The sequence below is a fragment of the [Flexibacter] sp. ATCC 35208 genome (assembly GCF_001975825.1).
Classification (GTDB): domain Bacteria; phylum Bacteroidota; class Bacteroidia; order Chitinophagales; family Chitinophagaceae; genus Chitinophaga.
The window spans coordinates 1-18,864 of sequence record NZ_MTKN01000041.1 but is presented as its reverse complement, the minus strand read 5'-3'; the positions used below and the strand labels follow the sequence as shown (position 1 = coordinate 18,864).

The 18,864-nt window shown below is 44.2% G+C and carries 14 protein-coding genes; 6 read left to right on the top strand and 8 right to left on the bottom strand.

Annotation, left to right across the window (positions count from 1 at the left end):
- Positions 1–126 precede the first annotated feature (126 nt).
- The gene (locus BW716_RS22860; protein ID WP_083726363.1) at positions 127–681 is read right to left on the bottom strand and encodes an NADPH-dependent FMN reductase; all 555 of its coding nucleotides are present in this window, start codon (positions 679–681) and stop codon (positions 127–129) included.
- Between the two features lie 251 nt (positions 682–932).
- Here BW716_RS22860 and BW716_RS36885 point away from each other — a divergent pair, with 251 nt between their 5' ends.
- Together BW716_RS36885 and BW716_RS22855 are read left to right on the top strand one after the other, a co-directional pair.
- Positions 933–1,088 (top strand): hypothetical protein, encoded by a 156-nt coding sequence (locus tag BW716_RS36885; protein ID WP_179091234.1) that lies wholly within the window; start codon positions 933–935, stop codon positions 1,086–1,088.
- 14 nt (positions 1,089–1,102) lie between these two features.
- On the top strand, positions 1,103–1,363 hold the full coding sequence (locus BW716_RS22855; protein WP_083726361.1) for an RNA polymerase sigma factor: 261 nt from the start codon (positions 1,103–1,105) through the stop codon (positions 1,361–1,363).
- Here the strand turns inward: BW716_RS22855 and BW716_RS22850 are convergent.
- On the bottom strand, positions 1,358–1,837 hold the full coding sequence (locus BW716_RS22850; RefSeq protein WP_083726359.1) for a hypothetical protein: 480 nt from the start codon (positions 1,835–1,837) through the stop codon (positions 1,358–1,360). The two genes, BW716_RS22855 and BW716_RS22850, sit on opposite strands and share 6 nt — an antisense overlap.
- 163 nt (positions 1,838–2,000) lie before the next feature.
- Between BW716_RS22850 and BW716_RS22845 the strand changes: the two genes are divergently transcribed.
- The 4 genes from BW716_RS22845 to glgX all read left to right on the top strand — a co-directional run bounded on the left by BW716_RS22845 (position 2,001) and on the right by glgX (position 8,832).
- The gene (locus tag BW716_RS22845; RefSeq protein ID WP_083726357.1) at positions 2,001–2,762 is read left to right on the top strand and encodes an SDR family oxidoreductase; all 762 of its coding nucleotides are present in this window, start codon (positions 2,001–2,003) and stop codon (positions 2,760–2,762) included.
- A 181-nt stretch (positions 2,763–2,943) separates the two neighbouring features.
- A complete protein-coding gene (ligD, locus tag BW716_RS22840; RefSeq protein WP_083726355.1) occupies positions 2,944–5,787 on the top strand; it encodes a non-homologous end-joining DNA ligase in 2,844 nt (947 codons plus the stop codon).
- 60 nt (positions 5,788–5,847) lie between these two features.
- A complete protein-coding gene (locus tag BW716_RS22835) occupies positions 5,848–6,579 on the top strand; it encodes a DNA-formamidopyrimidine glycosylase family protein (protein WP_083726353.1) in 732 nt (243 codons plus the stop codon).
- A 60-nt stretch (positions 6,580–6,639) separates the two neighbouring features.
- Complete coding sequence (glgX, locus tag BW716_RS22830; RefSeq protein WP_083726351.1) at positions 6,640–8,832, top strand: glycogen debranching protein GlgX; 2,193 nt, start codon at positions 6,640–6,642, stop codon at positions 8,830–8,832.
- Positions 8,833–9,011: 179 nt separating this feature from the next.
- On the opposite strand, the gene BW716_RS22825 is transcribed toward glgX, so the two are convergent.
- The 6 genes from BW716_RS22825 to BW716_RS22800 form a co-directional block, all read right to left on the bottom strand.
- Positions 9,012–10,499 carry a calcineurin-like phosphoesterase family protein gene (locus BW716_RS22825; protein ID WP_083726349.1) on the bottom strand — a complete coding sequence of 496 codons (1,488 nt, stop codon included), beginning with the start codon at positions 10,497–10,499 and terminating at the stop codon, positions 9,012–9,014.
- 95 nt (positions 10,500–10,594) lie between these two features.
- Positions 10,595–12,100 carry a DUF5689 domain-containing protein gene (locus BW716_RS22820; RefSeq protein WP_083726347.1) on the bottom strand — a complete coding sequence of 502 codons (1,506 nt, stop codon included), beginning with the start codon at positions 12,098–12,100 and terminating at the stop codon, positions 10,595–10,597.
- Positions 12,101–12,118: 18 nt separating this feature from the next.
- On the bottom strand, positions 12,119–13,612 hold the full coding sequence (locus BW716_RS22815; protein WP_083726345.1) for a SusD/RagB family nutrient-binding outer membrane lipoprotein: 1,494 nt from the start codon (positions 13,610–13,612) through the stop codon (positions 12,119–12,121).
- Between the two features lie 8 nt (positions 13,613–13,620).
- Positions 13,621–17,091 (bottom strand): SusC/RagA family TonB-linked outer membrane protein, encoded by a 3,471-nt coding sequence (locus BW716_RS22810; RefSeq protein ID WP_083726343.1) that lies wholly within the window; start codon positions 17,089–17,091, stop codon positions 13,621–13,623.
- A 58-nt stretch (positions 17,092–17,149) separates the two neighbouring features.
- The gene (locus BW716_RS22805) at positions 17,150–18,133 is read right to left on the bottom strand and encodes a FecR family protein (RefSeq protein WP_083726341.1); all 984 of its coding nucleotides are present in this window, start codon (positions 18,131–18,133) and stop codon (positions 17,150–17,152) included.
- 124 nt (positions 18,134–18,257) lie between these two features.
- The gene (locus tag BW716_RS22800) at positions 18,258–18,797 is read right to left on the bottom strand and encodes a sigma-70 family RNA polymerase sigma factor (protein WP_083726339.1); all 540 of its coding nucleotides are present in this window, start codon (positions 18,795–18,797) and stop codon (positions 18,258–18,260) included.
- Between the last annotated feature and the right edge of the window lie 67 nt (positions 18,798–18,864).

The window sequence follows — 18,864 nt, the reverse complement described above, 5'->3', positions numbered from 1 at the left end:
TTTTATAAAAAGGGGGCGTCTCGAAGTTTCGAGACATCCCCTTTTTATAAAAATGGTTTTCATTCCCCGTTGGAGAATTCCCTCTTTCATGAATGTTTTATTCGGTACCTGATGGAAAGAATTTTTCTAAGCGTTTTTATTAAACCAATCTATATACGCTTTCACCGCCTTTGCAATAAACTCTTTAGTATCCCCTTCTTTCAGGTCCCCCTTATCATCAAACAGCTCATTAGATTTCTGAATATACACCTCTGGCTGTTGCATCACAGGAATATTAAGAAATACAAGACTTTGCCTTAAATGATGATTTGCCCCAAACCCACCAATATTACCAGGGGAATTACTAAACACAGCACCGGGCTTGCCATTCCACACACTTTTCCCATATGGTCTTGACCCTACATCCAGCGCATTTTTCAAAGCCGCAGGTATAGACCTGTTATGCTCAGGTGTCACAAAAATGACCCCATCCACAGATTGTATCGCATTTCTGAAAGCAACATAGGAACCCGGCACGTTTTGATGATCATCAAAATCCTGATTATAAATGGGCAGCTCATCAATGGCGATGATTTTAAACTCAAACCCCGCCGGAGCCATGGGAAGTAATCCACTGGCAATCTTCTTTGAAAAAGATTCTTTGCGCAGACTCCCTGCGATAATGCCTATAATCTTGCTCATAATACTTGATTTTTTAGCATTAACATGGCAATGATAATGCCATAGCAATATTTACAAAGTTGGGGAATGTGACAGGACTTACTGGTACACTTTCACAGAATATTAGTATTTTCTCACGATTTGATAGATGCGGCGGAGGTATCCGTTTAGAGAGTCAGAAAGCGTACCCGGAAAAAAGTTTGAAAAAAGTAGTCGGAAAGTGCAACCTTTTTCACTAAAACGGGACTAATATATACAAACAAGGACAACAATTGACAGATCAGGAACTGATACAACAGGTTTTGAATGGTAATAAGCAGGCCTTTGGAGTGATCATTAAACAATCAGAAGGACTTGTAGCCCAGATCATGTATAAAATGATCACAGAGGCGCATGTTCGGAAGGGTCTGGTGCAGGAGGTGTATTGAAGGTATATCTGTCATTGAAAGAGTTCAGGTATCAGTCCAAGTTAAATACATGGATAGGCGGGATAGCATATAAGACTTGTCTGAAGTACCTGGAAAGACGGCACCTGGAATTTGTATCCGCTGACCTTATGGAGGAGGAAAATGAGATAATGGATAATGGAAATGCGACAAAGGCAATGACGCAGAAAGAGCTGGCAGGAATATTAAAAGAAGTGATCGATCAGTTGTCGCCAATATTCAGGACGTTGATAATACTACTCATTCATCCCTTATGAGGATAAGCCTTTCAACCTTTCTTTTTGCGGCCCTCTTTTCAAAGAGTATATTTTTAACGATGCTTCCACTGCTGAAGTGTAATCAATCAGCACCTGTATTTTTGCAAGTAATAGCAGTTGCTGTGGGCTATCCACCACTAATCGGATTTCATGATTTGCATCCCCCTCTTCAGCATTAGGAGCCTCCATTGCCAACTGCTCCAACACCTGATCCCTATTAATCTCCGCCTCCTCCAAAAGTATATCCACCATATAATCCACTGCTCTATAATCCACCTCCTTCTCCCTCAGAAAAACCGCTAACTCCTCTGCACTTAAACCATCAAAAAAGGCCTTGCTCCCAAACTTCGTCCCACTAAACGCAGCTTTAATCTCCTCCAACGCCTTTGCAGGCTGATCCTTTCTCCGAGCTATAATTGCCCTCATGGCTCTTCCCAGCTCCTCTATCATTTCTAAAATATAATCTATTGGCATATTATCAGCGAATTTAACGTTTTTAAAAGGTTATAAATAAAGCCTTCCCCCACAATGGCATAATTCTGGAAGTTAGTAAGACAAAGACGAAAATACTTACCAGTCACAGCCGCTTATTTGAAAACTAAATTACTTTATTGAAAAAACCTAAAACAACTGAGTTATGGAAACAATCACCCAAAATTACCGATATAAATATATTCGTGAAATGCCTTGTGGAGATTACGAAACAGAAGGCGAACCGGAAACAACCATCTTTCCTTCCATCTTATACGACACTGCAAAAGATGGATGCCACCGTCTTCTCGGCAAAGTCGCGCTGATAGAGGGCGGAGATACTGGCCTTGGCCGTGCCATTGCCGTACAGTTTGCCAAAGAAGGCGCGGAAGTTGCTATCCTTTTCAATGATGATGGCAGCCAGGCCAGAGAGACAGCAGACATGATCAGGGAATATGGCAAACAAGCACTTTTACTTTCCTGTAATGTAACAAGTGAAGATGGTTGCAAACTAGCTGTCGATAAAACGATTAGCAGGTTTGGAAAGATCGATATCCTTGTAAACAATGCAGCACAGGAAAATCTTGTTCCGCAATATTATCTCGTCAATCATGCCATCCCACACCTGGCAATAGGGAGCAGTATTATCAATACTTCAACCCAGGAAGCCATTATCGACTTTACCAGGGTCTTGTCTTCCCAATTAATTAAAAAAGGGATCAGGGTGAATGGAGTGGCGCCAGGCGCAATATGGGATTCATCTGTCTATGACATAGCCGACCCTGACTATGGGAAAGATGCCCTTTTCGGACATGCCGCTCACCCTGCAGACATTGCACCTTGTTATATTTTTCTGGCTTCCGAAGATGCGGCCTTTATTTCCGGGGAAATATTGCATCCGAACGGAGGAATTGCAATTACCAGTTAAAGAGAAACGATGATGTCCGGTAAGGAGAAACGTTAATTTCCATGTAAGGAGACACCATGATGCCCCAGTTAATGGGACATTATTGATGTCCGGTTAATAAGAAACGAGGATTCCAGTTAAAGTGATGCGTTAATTTCCATGTAAGGAGACACCATGATGGCCCAGTTAAAATTTGATCGCTATGAGCTTAGCTAAGTACAGGCAAAAAAGAACTTTTACAAAGACACCTGAACCTACAGGTGGCAAGAGTGATAATAAGGAATTGCATTTTGTAATTCAGAAGCACGATGCTTCGCATTTGCATTATGATTTCAGACTGGAAATGAAGGGTGTACTTAAAAGCTGGGCGGTGCCAAAAGGGCCTTCAATGGATCCGAAAGTGAAAAGACTCGCCATGATGGTAGAGGATCATCCTTATGATTATAAAGATTTTGAAGGTGTGATCCCAGCCGGCAACTACGGCGCAGGTACGGTGATTGTCTGGGATGAGGGGACCTATGTTCCGCAGATAAGCGGACTCAATAAAAAGGGGTGGGAAAAGGAGTTGTTACATGCCATCGAAAACGGAAAGCTTCATTTTATTTTGCAGGGAGAAAAGCTGAAAGGGGAATTTGCCTTGGTGAAAACACACGGCAGAGGGGAGAATTCATGGTTACTAATGAAGATAAAGGATGAATATGCCGCAACAGCGGATGTGACAAAGAAAGAGAAATCGGTTTTATCCGGCAGGACACTTAAGCAGGTGGAGAAAGACCCGGAGATGGTTACCACTCATCCTCGCGTTAAAAAATCTGCCCCTCAGCCTACGGCGAAAGATCTTGCCACTCATCCTCCCCTTAACGAAATCGCTACTCATCCTGCATACGACTTCTCTACCCTCCTTTCAAAGGGCAAAAAAGCCCCCATGCCCAAAGAAATAAAACCCATGCTGGCCACCCTCACTGAAAAACCATTTGATAAAAAAGACTGGCTCTATGAAATCAAATGGGATGGCTACAGGGCTATCAGCTATATAAACAAAGGCAATGTAAACATCCTCTCCAGGAACCAACTTTCCTTCAACGAAAAGTTTGACGTGATTGCTGATGCCCTAAAAGAATGGAATACAAAAGCTATTATCGATGGCGAAATAGTTGCATTGAATAAAAACGGTAACCCTGATTTCCAGGCGCTACAAAATTACCTGAAGACGGGCAAATCCGTACAACTTGCTTATTATGTCTTTGACCTGCTATGGTATGATGGCAAGGATATCACACAACTACCTTTACTGGAAAGAAAGGAAATATTACAACAGGTATTACCACAGAATAATAAACTGATACGGTACAGTGAACACATCACAGGAGAAAATGGTCAGGGCACCGCATTCTTTAAAGCCGCTTTGAAAAAAGGACTGGAAGGCGTAATGGCTAAAGATGCGGATAGTACCTATTCTTTAGGCCGCCGCACGGATAGTTGGCTAAAAATTAAAAACAATTTGCAGACGGAAGCGATCATCTGTGGCTATACCGCCGGCCGGAATAGCCGGAAACATTTTGGTGCGTTGATATTAGGAAAGTATAAGAATGGCGTATTGAATTATATAGGTCATACAGGAGGAGGATTTGATACGAAGTCACTGAAAGAATTGTATGAAAAATTCCAACCTTTGATAACAAACGAATTTCCCTTTAAAATAAAACCAAAAACCAATATGCCGGCTACCTGGATAAAGCCTGAGTTGGTATGTGAAGTGAAATTTGCCGAGGAGACAAGAGAAGGCATTTTAAGACAACCGATTTTTCTTGGTTTGAGAGAAGATAAAAGTGCGAAGAAGGAGAAGAAGGAAAAAGTAGTGGCGGCACCAGTTTCTGATAAAAAAACAAAGACAGTGAAAAAGACAGCTAAACCCGAAAAAGTAGTAGAAAATTTGACAGCGAAAAAAGCAACACCCCCAAAAGCTACTACTAAAAAAGCTACCGCTGGAAAGACCTCCGCTAAGAAAGCTGCTGCCTCAAAAGCAACACCACCTGTCCCCAAGGCCACCTCTAAGCCTTCCACCTCTCCTAAAAAATCAACTCCCAAACCAACTTCAAAAAAAAAGCCCACTCCCCCCCTCCTTCCGGAGGATCAAAACGAAGTCGAAATCAAAATAGACGGGAAACTCCTAAAATTCACCAACCTTGACAAACTCTACTGGCCAGATGAAAACATCACCAAACGAGACATGCTCAACTACTACGCAACCATCTCCGATACCATTCTCCCCTACCTCATCGACCGCCCGCAATCCCTCAACAGATTTCCCGACGGTATCAAAGGCTTCCACTTCTATCAAAAAAATGTAGAAGACAAAGTCGCCGACTGGATCCAAACCTTCCCCTACGTCAGCGAATCAGATGGCGAAACAAAAAACTTCCTTGTCTGCAAAGACAAAGCCAGTCTACTTTATATGGCCAACCTTGGTTGCATTGAACTCAACCCATGGCATAGCCGCATTCAAAAACCAGACAATCCAGACTACTGTCTCATCGACCTCGATCCAGACACCAATGACTTCAATGAAGTCATTCAAACCGCACTCGAAATAAAAAAATTACTCGATGATATAGGCGCTGATTCCTACATCAAAACCTCCGGCTCTACCGGCATGCACATCCTCATTCCTCTTGGCGCAAAGTATACATTTGATCAATCCCGTATGCTTGCAGAACTCATCGTCCAGGTCATCAATAAAAGACTACCTGACATTACAAGTATTGAACGCTCTCCTAATAAGCGAAAAGGAAAAATCTACTTAGATTTCCTTCAAAACAGGCAAATCCAAACCATGGCTGTTGCCTACTCTTTAAGACCCAAACCAGGCGCCACCGTATCTGCCCCACTAAAATGGGAAGAGGTCAAAAAAGGATTAACAATTAAACACTTTGATATCTTCAATATGCCTGATAGAATTGCTGAAACAGGGGATTTACTGAAAGGAGTATTAGGAAAAGGAATCAATATGCAACAGGTATTAAAAAAACTACAAAAATTCATCTGACAGATCTTATAGAAAATGTCTTTCTTATAGAAATTCCCAACCCTTAAACCTTTTTAATCCATGCCCGAAGGCCCCTCCATCGTCATCCTGAAAAAAGCCATCTCCCACTTCAAAGGGAAAAAAATCCTCGCCGCCTCCGGCTACGCGAAAATTGACCTATCAAAACTTAAAAACAAAAAAATCACCGCCATCAAATCCTGGGGAAAACATCTCCTCATCTGCTTCAACACCTTCACCATCCGCATCCACCTCCTCCTCTTCGGCACCTATCTTATCAACAACCGCAAACCAGCAAACCCCACCCTCCGCCTCACCTTTACAAATGACGAATTGAACTTCTACACCTGCTCCGTCATCATCATCGACCAACCACTTAATGAAGTCTACGACTGGGAAATCGATTTGCTCAGCGACCAATGGAACGCTGAAAAGGTATTGAAACAACTCAAAAAATTCCCTGACATGTTAGCATGCGATGCCCTCCTCAACCAGGACATCTTTGCCGGCTCCGGCAATATTATTAAAAACGAAGTCCTATTCCGTACCCACATCCACCCACTCAGCAAAGTGGGGAAATTGCCCCTTAAAAAGAAGAAAGAACTGGTACAGGAAGCCCGTCAGTACAGCTTCGATTTCCTGGAATGGAAAAAAACTTCTGTACTAAAACAACACTGGCTCGCCCACACCCGCAAAACCTGCCCCCGCTGCCATATAGCATTTAATAAAGAATACCTGGGCACGACCAGACGAAGATCATTTTTCTGCAATAATTGCCAGTTTTTATATGAATAACGATTGTAATGGCATGAATTTTACCACCCTATGCCCTATAACTAATTGCTCTGGAAATTAATGAAGAACAGTCCACAAACCCTCCATCTACCAGTCCACATTACCCCTGGTAGTCCATATCCATTAGGCGCAACCCCTGATGATAAAGGCGTGAATTTCGCCATCTACGCCGACTATGCAACCAGTGTAGACCTTTGCCTGTTCAACAGCCCCTCAGACCCAAAAGAATCGCAAAGAATCAAAATGACTGAGCGGTTTCATCAGGTATGGCACGTGCATGTATCCGGCCTGAAGCCCGGCCAACTGTACGGTTACCGTGTAAATGGCCCATACACTCCACAGGAAGGTAGCCGTTTCAATGAAAATAAATTACTCTTAGATCCATACGCCAAAGCCATATCAGGCACTATCAACTGGCACGACTCCCTCTTTGGCTACCAAATAGGCAGTCCGGAAGAAGACCTGAGTTTCAGCGACGCTGACAGCGCTCCATATATTCCGAAATCGGTAGTGGTCGATGATGCCTTTGATTGGGAAGACGATAAATTTCCAAAAATCCCCTACAATGCCACCATCATCTATGAGATGCATGTAAAGGGCTTTACAAAAATGCATCCGGACATTCCTGAAGAGATCCGCGGAACATATGCGGCCATCGGCCATCCGGTTACAATCGACTACCTCAAAAAGCTAGGGGTAACGGCGGTTGAATTAATGCCGGTACATCACTTTGTAGCCGACAGACACCTGGTTGAGAAAGGATTGACTAACTACTGGGGCTATAATACCATTGGGTATTTTGCCCCTGATGCGCGGTATTCTTCTTCCGGTATCGAAGGCCAGCAGGTAACCGAGTTCAAGGAAATGGTCAAAGCCCTTCATAAAGCAGGTATTGAAGTATTCCTGGATGTCGTTTACAACCATACTGCCGAAGGTAACCATATGGGACCGACACTGAGCTTCAGAGGAGTGGATAATTGTAGTTATTACCGGCTTACTGAAGATAAACGGTACTACATGGATTTTACCGGCACAGGCAATACACTGAATGCACAGTTGCCCAATGTACTGCGCCTGATCATGGATAGTCTTCGTTATTGGGTAGAACAGATGCATATTGACGGATTCCGTTTCGACCTGGCGGCAGCATTAGCACGGGAACTACATGAGGTGAACAGCTTGAGTGCTTTCTTTGAAATCATTTACCAGGATCCGGTGATCAGTCAGGTGAAGTTGATTGCTGAACCCTGGGATGTGGGAGAAGGTGGCTATCAGGTAGGAAAATTCCCTCCTGGATGGGCGGAATGGAATGGTCTATATAGGGATTGTATCAGGGGATACTGGAAAGGTGATGATAGTATGCTGGCTGAGTTTGCCCTTCGGTTTACAGGAAGTCCGGATTTGTATGAGGCGGATTATCGCAGACCAACGGCTAGTATCAACTTCATTACCGCCCATGATGGTTTTACCCTGCATGACCTTGTCTCTTATAATGGCAAGCATAATGAAAGTAATGGTGAAGACAACAGGGATGGAGCGAATGATAATTACTCTTTTAACTGGGGGGCTGAAGGTGACACCAATGATGAAGGCATCAATAATATCCGTGCACAGATCAAGCGCAATTTTATTACAACCTTATTCCTTTCACAGGGTGTGCCTATGCTTGTAGCGGGTGATGAATCGGGGAATACGCAACATGGGAATAACAATGCTTATTGTCAGGATAATGAAATTTCATGGTTGGATTGGGAGAAACAGGATCCGCAATTACGGGAGTTTACGAGGAATATCATTAAGTTGCGGAAGAGTCATTCTGTTTTTGCTAGGCCGGGATGGTTTCAGGGAATTCCTATTAAGGGAGTGGAAGATATTGGATGGTTCCTGCCGGATGGTGCGGAGATGCAGGAGGATCATTGGAAAGAATATTATGCGAAATCAATTGCTATTTACTTGAATGGAAAAGGGTTGAGATGTGTGAATGAGGTGGGTGAAAAGATGGTGGATGATTCTTTTTATGTTATTTTCAATGCACACCATGCTGCGATTGAATTTGCGTTGCCTACAGAAAAGTATGCGAAGAAGTGGCAGCGGATCCTGGATACCAGTGTATGGAAGACGGAAGATCAAAATACGTATGTGGCTGGGAATAAGGTGCAGGTGCAGGGACACTCTATTTCGTTATTCATTCATAAAGAGGATTTGCTGCCGGTAGCAGGATTGCCGGTTCCGGAAGTTACGCATACTAAATAACCCGTTCCGGGCTTACCTGTTCAGGAAGTAAAGCGTTCCATGTAATATGGGATAAAAAGCAGGCGGTCAGGAATTTTGCCGAAGGGAAAATTCCTGACCGCCTGCAAGCGGCTTTCGGCGGGCTTATCGCCCGCCGAAAGCCAATAAGATAACGAGCCCGACACCCGCCTACAACCTAACTAAATACTCTCCACATAAACATTCCCAAACCTATCCGTCGCCCTCACCATTATTTTCTTCACCCCCACGGACGGCTTCGCAAAAAACAGATGATCCGTCAATGAAGGCTCTACAAACTTATGTTTCTTCGGCAACTCCGGCCCCAAATACAACTCCACCGCCCATGGATCATATGCCACCCGCCTCTCCATCTCCCCCTTACTGACCCCATCCTCAAACCACTCCACCTTCCACTTCTTATCCCAATTCCATACATTCACCGCCACCTCATCAGGCGAAGCCTGCACCCGCCCCTTTTCATAGATACGCAACTGCTTCTCCTTTGGTAACCCCGTCCCTTTATACACCCACTTTATATCTGTCCCATCCACATCATAGATCCCATACCCTGCCGGCGTTCCATCACTACAAATTGGCCCCGTCCACCAGGCCCCACACACCGTTCCATGATTATGCTCCATGATATTCCCTTCTTCCCAATTATCATTAAAATGCGTATGCCCACTCATTATGTGCACCTTATAAGGCGCAAACATCTTGTACAACTTCTTCCTGTTCGCCACCGTACCACCTCCCGGTTCATCCTTCTTCCCCTCTCTCCTTGCCTGTCCGGTATAAGTCGGTATATGCAAACTCAATACGATCATACTCCCAGCCTTCACCTGCGCCAGATCCTGATCCAGCCATTGTAATTGGTTCTCTGTCAGATAACCAATGTAATTTTTAGCTTCCCCCAAAAAGAACACATCATCCAACACAATGTAATGGATCTCTCCCCTGTTATATGAATAATAAGTAGGCCCGAAATGAGACTTAAATGTATTAGCCGAACCATCATCCGTCCTCGCCTCATTATCCATATCATGATTCCCAATCACATTAAAGAAAGGAATTCCACACAACTCCACCGCCCTGCGATAACCATGATACAACTCAAACTCATCCCATACCAGATCACCACAACCAATACCATGTATCAACGTATCCTTAGGATAAGATTTAATCACCCCCTGCAAATCAGGCACAGACTCTTTCAACAACTGATCTACATCTTTCTGCGACTTCATCTGCGGATCCGCCCAAACCATAAAGGTGTGTTTTGTATCATCCACCTTCAACTTCTCCAATTTGAAATCAGCCGTAAAGGAAGGCTTGTTCTTTGGAATAGCCTGATAAAAAGATGCGATGCCCCGCTCCTCCGGAAACGCATACCCACGTGGTACACTCATGTACACAAACTCCGCCGTACCATTGGATTGCAGCTCATACCCACCATTTTTATCTGTCAGCGTAATATTAATCCCATCTGTCACCGGAACACCTGCCACGCCTTTCCCCTCACAAAGAACCTTGCCCCTGAGCGATACAGTAGAAAGATCAATATTGTTCTCCCGCAGCAAAGGCCTTGCATTCACTATCGCCGCCGGCAAAGCTAACAATGAACCGGTCACACCTACATTCTTTAAAAAGTTTCTTCTGTTAAGCATACATCTTATTTAAGTGTTGTTGCGCCATCACCTTCTATATCGGTTATCGCTGATGTTTTTATACCATTACTTTCTATATCAGTTATCGCTGAGCCTTATTTAAGCGTCGTTGCGCCATCACCTTCTATATCCGTTATCACCGATGTTGTACTAAGTTGTTTATTATTCTGCGCCCTTGCCTGTACCCACTTACCCAACGATACATTATACACTCCACCCAGCATATTAAATATCCCCAAATCCGCCGTATTATACGACAGCGCCAATGTATTAGACCCCTGACGATAAAATGGCTGTTCTTCCAGCGTGATCGGATTGATTATATCATAAAAATCGGTATTCGCAATGCGATAACCTTTCGCCGGTGGCCCAGCTGTATACAAACTACCACCCGTCGACACCCACATCACATCTACCGGTTTTGAATCTACCGTTACCAATGTATCCTGGAATACCGCCATCCCAAATGCATTCCCACTATTCGCCATCAAACCTGTCGTCGCTGTACCAAATCCATCTCCACCCTTAGTCGTATAGTCAAATGTACGTACCCAGTTAGCACTACTGATATCTGTAGATTTGGACCCATTAATTTTTTTCCCGATACCTCCTACATAAAAGAACGTTCCTTTCGCTGCCTTACCAGCATAAAGATTAAACTTGTAAGAACGCTTTTCACCTGTCGCCCATCCCCTGGATGGATAACCTGTAGGCGTGCTGGCATTGGCATTGTTCGTCACCACGAGCGCAAATGGCGTAGCTGCAAAGTCAATATCCCTCGTCGCCATCATCTGCACATATTCATAATTACCATCCGCACCACTTGCATCTGACATAAAACCAGTGATCAACACGGGTGCTATAGAAATTTCTGAACTCAATACAGTGACATCAGCAGCAGTGCGCATACGGAACACAGGCGTATTATCCGCACCTATAAACACAATACCATAGAAGTTGGCGCTCACCGGCGCAGTGATATTCGCAAACGCACTGGTATCTGCTGTACGTAACAACAAATTTCCAAAACCATCATTCAATACTTTATCGCCTTTCAATACATCTCCTTTTGCAGGCAATGGATCGAACCCACCTTTTACAATTACCGCCAATGTACTTTCAAAATCACCCGGATTCGCCAATATTGCCGCAGTCGTAACACGGTTTACCGGAATCGTATTCCCGGAAGAGATCTTCCTCATTTTCGTCAGTGATACCCCGGTCAGTTCCAACATGCCATCTGTTTTTTCCAATACTGCCCCCTGCACATCGATCAACACAGAATCTCCCGGCACATAACTATTCGCTACATCCCCCAATTGAATCGCGATCCCTCTCAGCTTTGACAAACGCCGCGCATCCTGCACAATCAGCAGTCCGGCTGGCAAATTGCCTCCGCTATGATCTGATACGACCATCGCTGCTATACTCGTAGAGCCAAGCATGTTTTCTTTGCTGAGTGTAACGGGTTTTGACTTATACAGATTCCTGATATCGTATATCGAAATATAAGGGCTGATGGTTCCACCGGGATAGGTCTCACTTTTTTCACAACCCCAAATGAATAATATGAGTGGTAAGTATACTAAGAATTTCTTCATTGTAAAATGATTTTATTGTTACGGTTTCTGCCACCATACCTGTGTACTGATTTCATCTGGTCCCTGACTGGCTATCGCCAGCTTGTAGTTCGTCGGATTGGTAGACTGCACATACACCGGGTAAGTCATTCTGGCTGGCATCACACCATTATTCCGCAACCCTGCACCCTTTGGTAATTCAGGATGCCCTGTACGACGATACTCAAACCACTGCTGCATATCCGTCAGGAACAACGCATAATACTTTTGCTTATGTATTTTCTCCATCTTCTGATCCAGCGTTTCATCATTCAGCCACTCGATATCTGCCGCTGCCAGCCAGGTGGTGATGGATGTAGGCCAGGTAGGAATCCACTGTGTAATGCTGTTGAGCGCACCTGTATTATAAAACGTCTCTGCCGAACCACTGATCCATCCTTTCGCCGCCGCTTCTGCCAGTATAAATTCCAACTCTGCATAGTTCATCATCATCCCCGTCATCGGTTCTGTCATGAGAGAAACAGCCGATGTATTGGAATAGAAATAACATTTCTTCACAGGATTCTCACCCGGTGAATAACCACTTGGTACACCCTGATAAGAACCGGAATAAGGCGCGATCCCCCATCTGTTAAAACCTCCCGTACCATAAGTAGGTATATCAATACGTGGATCATTCCACTGAGAAAGATTATCAATAAAGAAACTCGCGATACCCGGTGAACGGAAATCCTGCTCCCTCACTGCCAGATAAGGTGATGAATAAGGCCCCACACCCGTCCATCGCAATATCGCAGATTCATCATTGCTGGTCATAATAGGATAGCTACTTTTATTCGTCTCCACGATATCCTTAATTTTCAGAATTGCTGAATCCGACTTTGCTGACACACGCAATAACAAACGCAGGTAAAGTGAGTTACCAAACTTCCTCCACTTTGCTACATCCCCATTGTACACCGGATCACTAGAACCTGTAATAGCCGTACCCGCACTCAGCAACGTATTGGCTGTATCCAGTTTTTTGAAGATATCGAGATAAATATCCTTCTGCGCATCAAAGCGAGGCTCATAGATCAGGCTGTCTTTTGCAAGGTTAGACTGGAAATAAGGAATATCCCCATAAGTATCTGTAAGTATGGAATAGATCCATGACTGACAAATGAGCGAGATCCCCATATAAGATTTATTGTAGTTCAGCTCATCACTGGATATGGTATACATATCCTTGAAGTTGGTCAACTCAGAATAGAGACCATTGTACAGATAATCTGACCAGGTTGAACGAAAGTCGTAACGGAACACCTGACCTTCTGCATCACTCATGTTCACCGTCACCTGCATCAGCTCATTGTTAAAGTTGCGGTTACGCAGCATGTTGTATGTAAGGGTATTCACCAGTGCCGGGGCCATCAATTGCGATGGCAAAGCTTCAGGCGTACCATTCGGGTTCGTATTCGTCTCCTGAAAATTTTTCGCACAGGAACTCAAAATGATACCCAGTAAAAGTATGTATGTAAATTGCTTCATCATGTCGAATATTAAAGTCCAATTACCAGATTAAAACCGAGGGTACGTGTGGATGGGAACTGACCGATCTCAAAGCCCTGCAGTATGTCGGAACCATAGAGGGTACCAAATTCAGGATCAAACATCGGCCATGGTGACCAGATGAACAGATCACGACCATACACACCTACTGTGGCGCGCTGGAATCCCAACCTTTTTACCAACCCCTTGCTGAATGTATAGTCTATACGTGCTTCTCTGAATTTGATAAAGTCTGTACGAAACACACTACCTTCTGCATTGTCTACACCATAGTGTGAACGGTAGTATTCGTCTATATCAGTTGCGATCACATCGTTCTTACGATATTTACCATCAGTGGTCGCCACTACACCATTACCGACGATGCCGTTGTAACGGCCCGGCAGCGTCTCCTTCAGTTTACCCTGCTCTGCCATTTTATAGTGTGTAAGCGAGTGCGATACGCCACCATATTGTGCATCAAAAAGCAGGTGCAGATTGAAACCCTTATACCTGAAATCGTTCGTCCAGCCGATCTTTGCTTTTGGCAGAATGTTGCCAAGATATTTTACATCTTCTGTCAACAGTGCTACTCCCGTGCTGGCATCATAAATAACCTGACCATCCGGCGCACGCTGATAACCACGACCATACAGGTCGCCCATGCTACCACCTACTTTCGCCACGATCTGACCACCGCCTACAGGGCCTGTTCTCAATACGACAGAGCTATCGGCCAGACTCATAATACGGTTACGGTTCGCAGAGAATACCACATTGGAACTCCACGAAAATCCATTCTTCACACTAACAGGTGTTGTGTTAAGGGCGATTTCTATCCCTTCATTTCTCACATCCCCCGCATTGATCAATACCTGTGTATAACCAGATGCACGGTCTACCACCCGCTTTAAGTGCTGGTCTTTTGTATTCCCTCTGTACACCGCTACATCAATACCGAATCTGTTATTCAGGAACTGTACATTCGCTCCTACTTCATAGGTAATGGTACGCAGTGGCTTCAGGTTCGGATTCGTCAGCAGATCTGGCGCTGACAAACCACCATTATACAAACTACCCGCAGATAAATAATTGTACGAAGTGAGGTAAGCAGTTGTACCACCACTACCTACGCTGGATGCAGAAAAGCGTACCTTTGCAAAGTTGATCGCCTTGGGCATATGCAATACTTCCGATGCTACAAAACTCAGGTTGGCAGCAGGATAAAAGAACCCGGAGTTAGTCGTACGGTCAGGTGTAGCCAGCGTACTGGTCCAATCCTGTCTGCCGGTAAGATCCAGAAATAAATAATCCCTGAAACTACCCGTCACCATACCATAAAAACTATTGATGGCATATTTACTTCTGTAGGGCATAGTCACCAAAGGACCCGCTGCATTGGAGAAAGTAAAGATACCCGGGAATGTCAGTGAATCCGCACGGGTTTCATCTTTGTTATAATTATTTGTCAGGGTGCTTCCACCAGCTGTAGCAGAGAATTCAATATCTTCATTTATGCGCTTGCTGTATTTCAACAGGAAGTCACTACTTGCTTCCATAGAAAAGATATTCTGTGTACGATAACTTCCCTTTGGTAGTTTCGCACCTGCATCATACGGACGTTCCTGCGCACGCTGGTCATAAGCAAAGTCAATGGATGTTCTCACCAGTAAACTCAGTTCTTTGGTGAAGTTGTAAGTAGCCTGCACATTCCCCGTAATGCCGTTACGGTTTGTTTTGTTGATGAACTCATTCGCTACGGCAAACGGGTTTTCAGGATAAGAGCTAAAAGGGTACTTAATAGCACGACCCTCCTGGCCTTTCACCCAGTAGTCACGCAACCAGTCGATATTTGCATTGGGTTGCCAGAAGATGTACCAGTACATCAGCGATTGGTTACCATAACCTGAACCGGGCAGGTTATCACTCCCTTTATTTGTATAGTTAACTTTGGAAGAGATGGTTAGTTTGTCACTGATCTTTGAATTCACAGACATGGCAACGGTGTTACGTTTGTAACCCGTGTTTGGCACGATCCAGTCGTTGTTCACGTTTGTGAATGAAAAGCGCGCAGTGGTTTTGTCCGTACCACCATCTACACTAATGCTGTTCGTAAAAGTCTTTCCGGTCTGAAAGAATTTCTGTAACTGATTTGTATAAGGTCTCCACAGCGTTCTTTCTGTGCCTACCTTTTGCGTAACCGGATCATATTGAAAGAACATCTGTCCGTCGAACTTTGGGCCATAAGCAGAGCTGGTACCACTGGTGCTGGCGCCATCTGCAGATGTACCGTAGGAATAATAAGCGGCACCATCCAGACCTTGTCCATATTCATATTGCAACTCCGGCCAACGGTTTACCTGTTCCAGCGATTCGTTGCTATTGAAAGTAACACCTAACCCTCTTTTGTGGGGCGTACCAGCTTTGGTGGTGATGATCACCGCACCATTTGCACCACGCTGACCATAGAGCGCTGCAGCACCGGGGCCTTTCAGCACGGTAACCGATTCAATATCTTCAGCGTTCAGGTCGTTCAAACCTGTGCCATAGTCGGCAGGCATGTTGTCAGAACCTGTACCATAGGGTGTTTCACCATCTATACCTGTACGGCGTCCGCTACCATTGTTGATCACCACGCCATCTACTACGATGAGGGCTTCGTTGTCGCCATTCAGGTTGTTCTCACCACGAAGAATGATTTTGTTAGAGCCTGTAGGTCCCGCATTGGAACGAACCAGGTTAAGACCTGCTACTTTTCCGGAAAGGGCGTCTGTCCAGTTATTAGACAAGGCGTTAGTCAGCTGTTCACCTTTAACCACTGTGGTGGCATAACCAAGCCCTTTTTCTTCTCTTTTAATACCTAATGCCGTTGTTACCACCACTTCATTCAGTGCTTTGGCATCAGGGGCCATTTGCAGGTCCAGTTTCTGTGATTCATTTACCGCTACCTGACGGGTGATATAACCTATAAAGGAAAATACGAGTGTAGGATTATTACCGGGTACCTTCAGGAAGTAGTTACCATCCGTACCGGAAATAGTGCCGATATTACCGCTTTTAATACGCACATTCACCCCCACCAGCGGTTCCCCCCGCTCGTCTGAAATACGCCCCCGGATCACAATGTCCTCGGGTTTGCGGGTTACGATAAATGTATTGCCGGTTTGCGTGAATACATAACCCGTATTTGCCAGGGCAACATGCAAAATTTCCTTTGCTGTGGCATCATAGATCTTAATGCTGACCCGTACATTAGCATCTACATCATTAGGACTATAATTTATGAGATAACGGCTATTTTTCTGGATGTACTGAAATACATCTTTCAGAGGCTGGTTGCTCACCGTGAGGTCCAGCTTCTTTTCAATGGTTTGTGCATTGATGTTGGGCAGCCATGCTACAAAGAAGAATAATACCCATACAGAAAGTTTGGGGTAGGAAATCCCTAACGGGCATCCCCGCTTTTTTGTACATTTGTCCATTCATTTTAAAATTTAGCTTGTACTGAATTTTGGCGCCCTGTTACCGCAGGGTGCTTTTTTACCTGATAACTATTTGATTGTCTGTAATTGTGTACTGGAAACTGCTCATCAATTTTAACTGCTGCATGATGTTTTCGATCGTATTATTCCGGAATGTGGCAGTGTATTTCCTTTTAAATAAGGTGGCATCCTTCACATCAAAGTGAACAGCGTACTTATGCTGTAATACCTGTAAGACCTGTTGTAAACCTGCATCCTGGAAAATTAATTCTCCCCTGATCCAGGCGGTTGTAGTGGCAGTGTCAATTTCCTCTTTTATAAATGTCCCGTTTCTCTTATCTGCGGTCAATCCCATACCGGCGCTCAAAACGAGTCCTTTTAAGCCGATTTTACCGCTATTTACGTTTACGATGGCAGTCTGTTCATCTTTATAATCCCTGACGGTAAAAGACGTCCCTAATACCTTTACATTGAGTTGTAGTGACCTTACATAGAATGGTCGTTTGGCGTCTTTGGCAATTTCAAAATAAGCCTCTCCTTCTTCTACATATACTATACGTGCGCTATCTTCAAATTCTTCCGGAAAATACAAGGTGGATCCGCCATTAATAGTCACCCGACTCCCATCAGACAAGGTGATGGACCCGTGATTACCATCTGCTATACGCATTGTCCTAAAGCGGCGCTCTGCTTTTTGCTCCCAGTTTAATACCCCTTTGCGTATTAAAAAACTACTCCCCAATAATAACACAAAGATGGCGGCGTAACGGCTGACATTTTTCAACAAAACAGGTTTTACTTTTAATGAAGCCAGTTTTACAGCCGGTTTCCTGTTATGCCGGAAGCGAGTCAGTGCTGTATCAATTTCTGCCTCGGGCAACTGATGTGCTATATTATTTACAAATGCATCTACGGGAAATAGTTCCGACAATTCCTGTTCAGACAGACCTTCTAATGCCTGCTGCAATTCCTTCTTACCGGCGGCGTCCAATCTGCCTGCCTGATAGTCTGCCAGTCTGTGTCTGATGTCGGAAATATTCATTTAAGAGACGTCGTTTTATATAAGAACGGCGAATTAAAATGGGCACCGACAGGAAAGTAGGTTAAGGAATTGTTACCAGATAAAAATTCATGACGGAAGATGCTCCCAACGGGAATGAAACCCCTTACCAGGTAAAAAAGATAGTAGCCAGACGTGAACGAAGCGAGCGAAGTACTCTACCTATATACCGTTCTACAGTTTTTTCAGACACCCCTTCCTGCAGGGCGATCTCCTTGTAAGTCAATCCGTACTCGCGATTAAGCAGGTAATAACGGCGAACCGTTTCTTCGTGATTATTAATGGTATGATTAACGATTTGCTGCTGTTCTTTAGCTTCTATAACAGTCATAGCCGGAGAGAAATGTCCGGATTCAGGGAAACTCACCTTATACGCATCGTGCTGTTTACGTTCCCGAAGCGCAACTTTCAGATGATCAAGAAAACAATTACGGGCGATGACAAGGATATAACGTGCTATCTCAGTTTCTTCTTCAGGAAGCAGGTGGAATTTTTGCCAGGCTTTCAGGTAGGCTTCCTGCGCCAGATCTTCGGCTAGTTCATTATTATTACTTATTTTTATAAGATATGCAACAGTGCCCGACCAGGTCTCTTTAAAGATCCTGTCGAAAATTGCAGCAGTATTTTCAGAATTGGAACGCATCATATAAATTGACGCACAAAATTAGGAAGTCAGTTTAAAGTGAGTGTTAAGTTATTATAGAAGTTGTTTA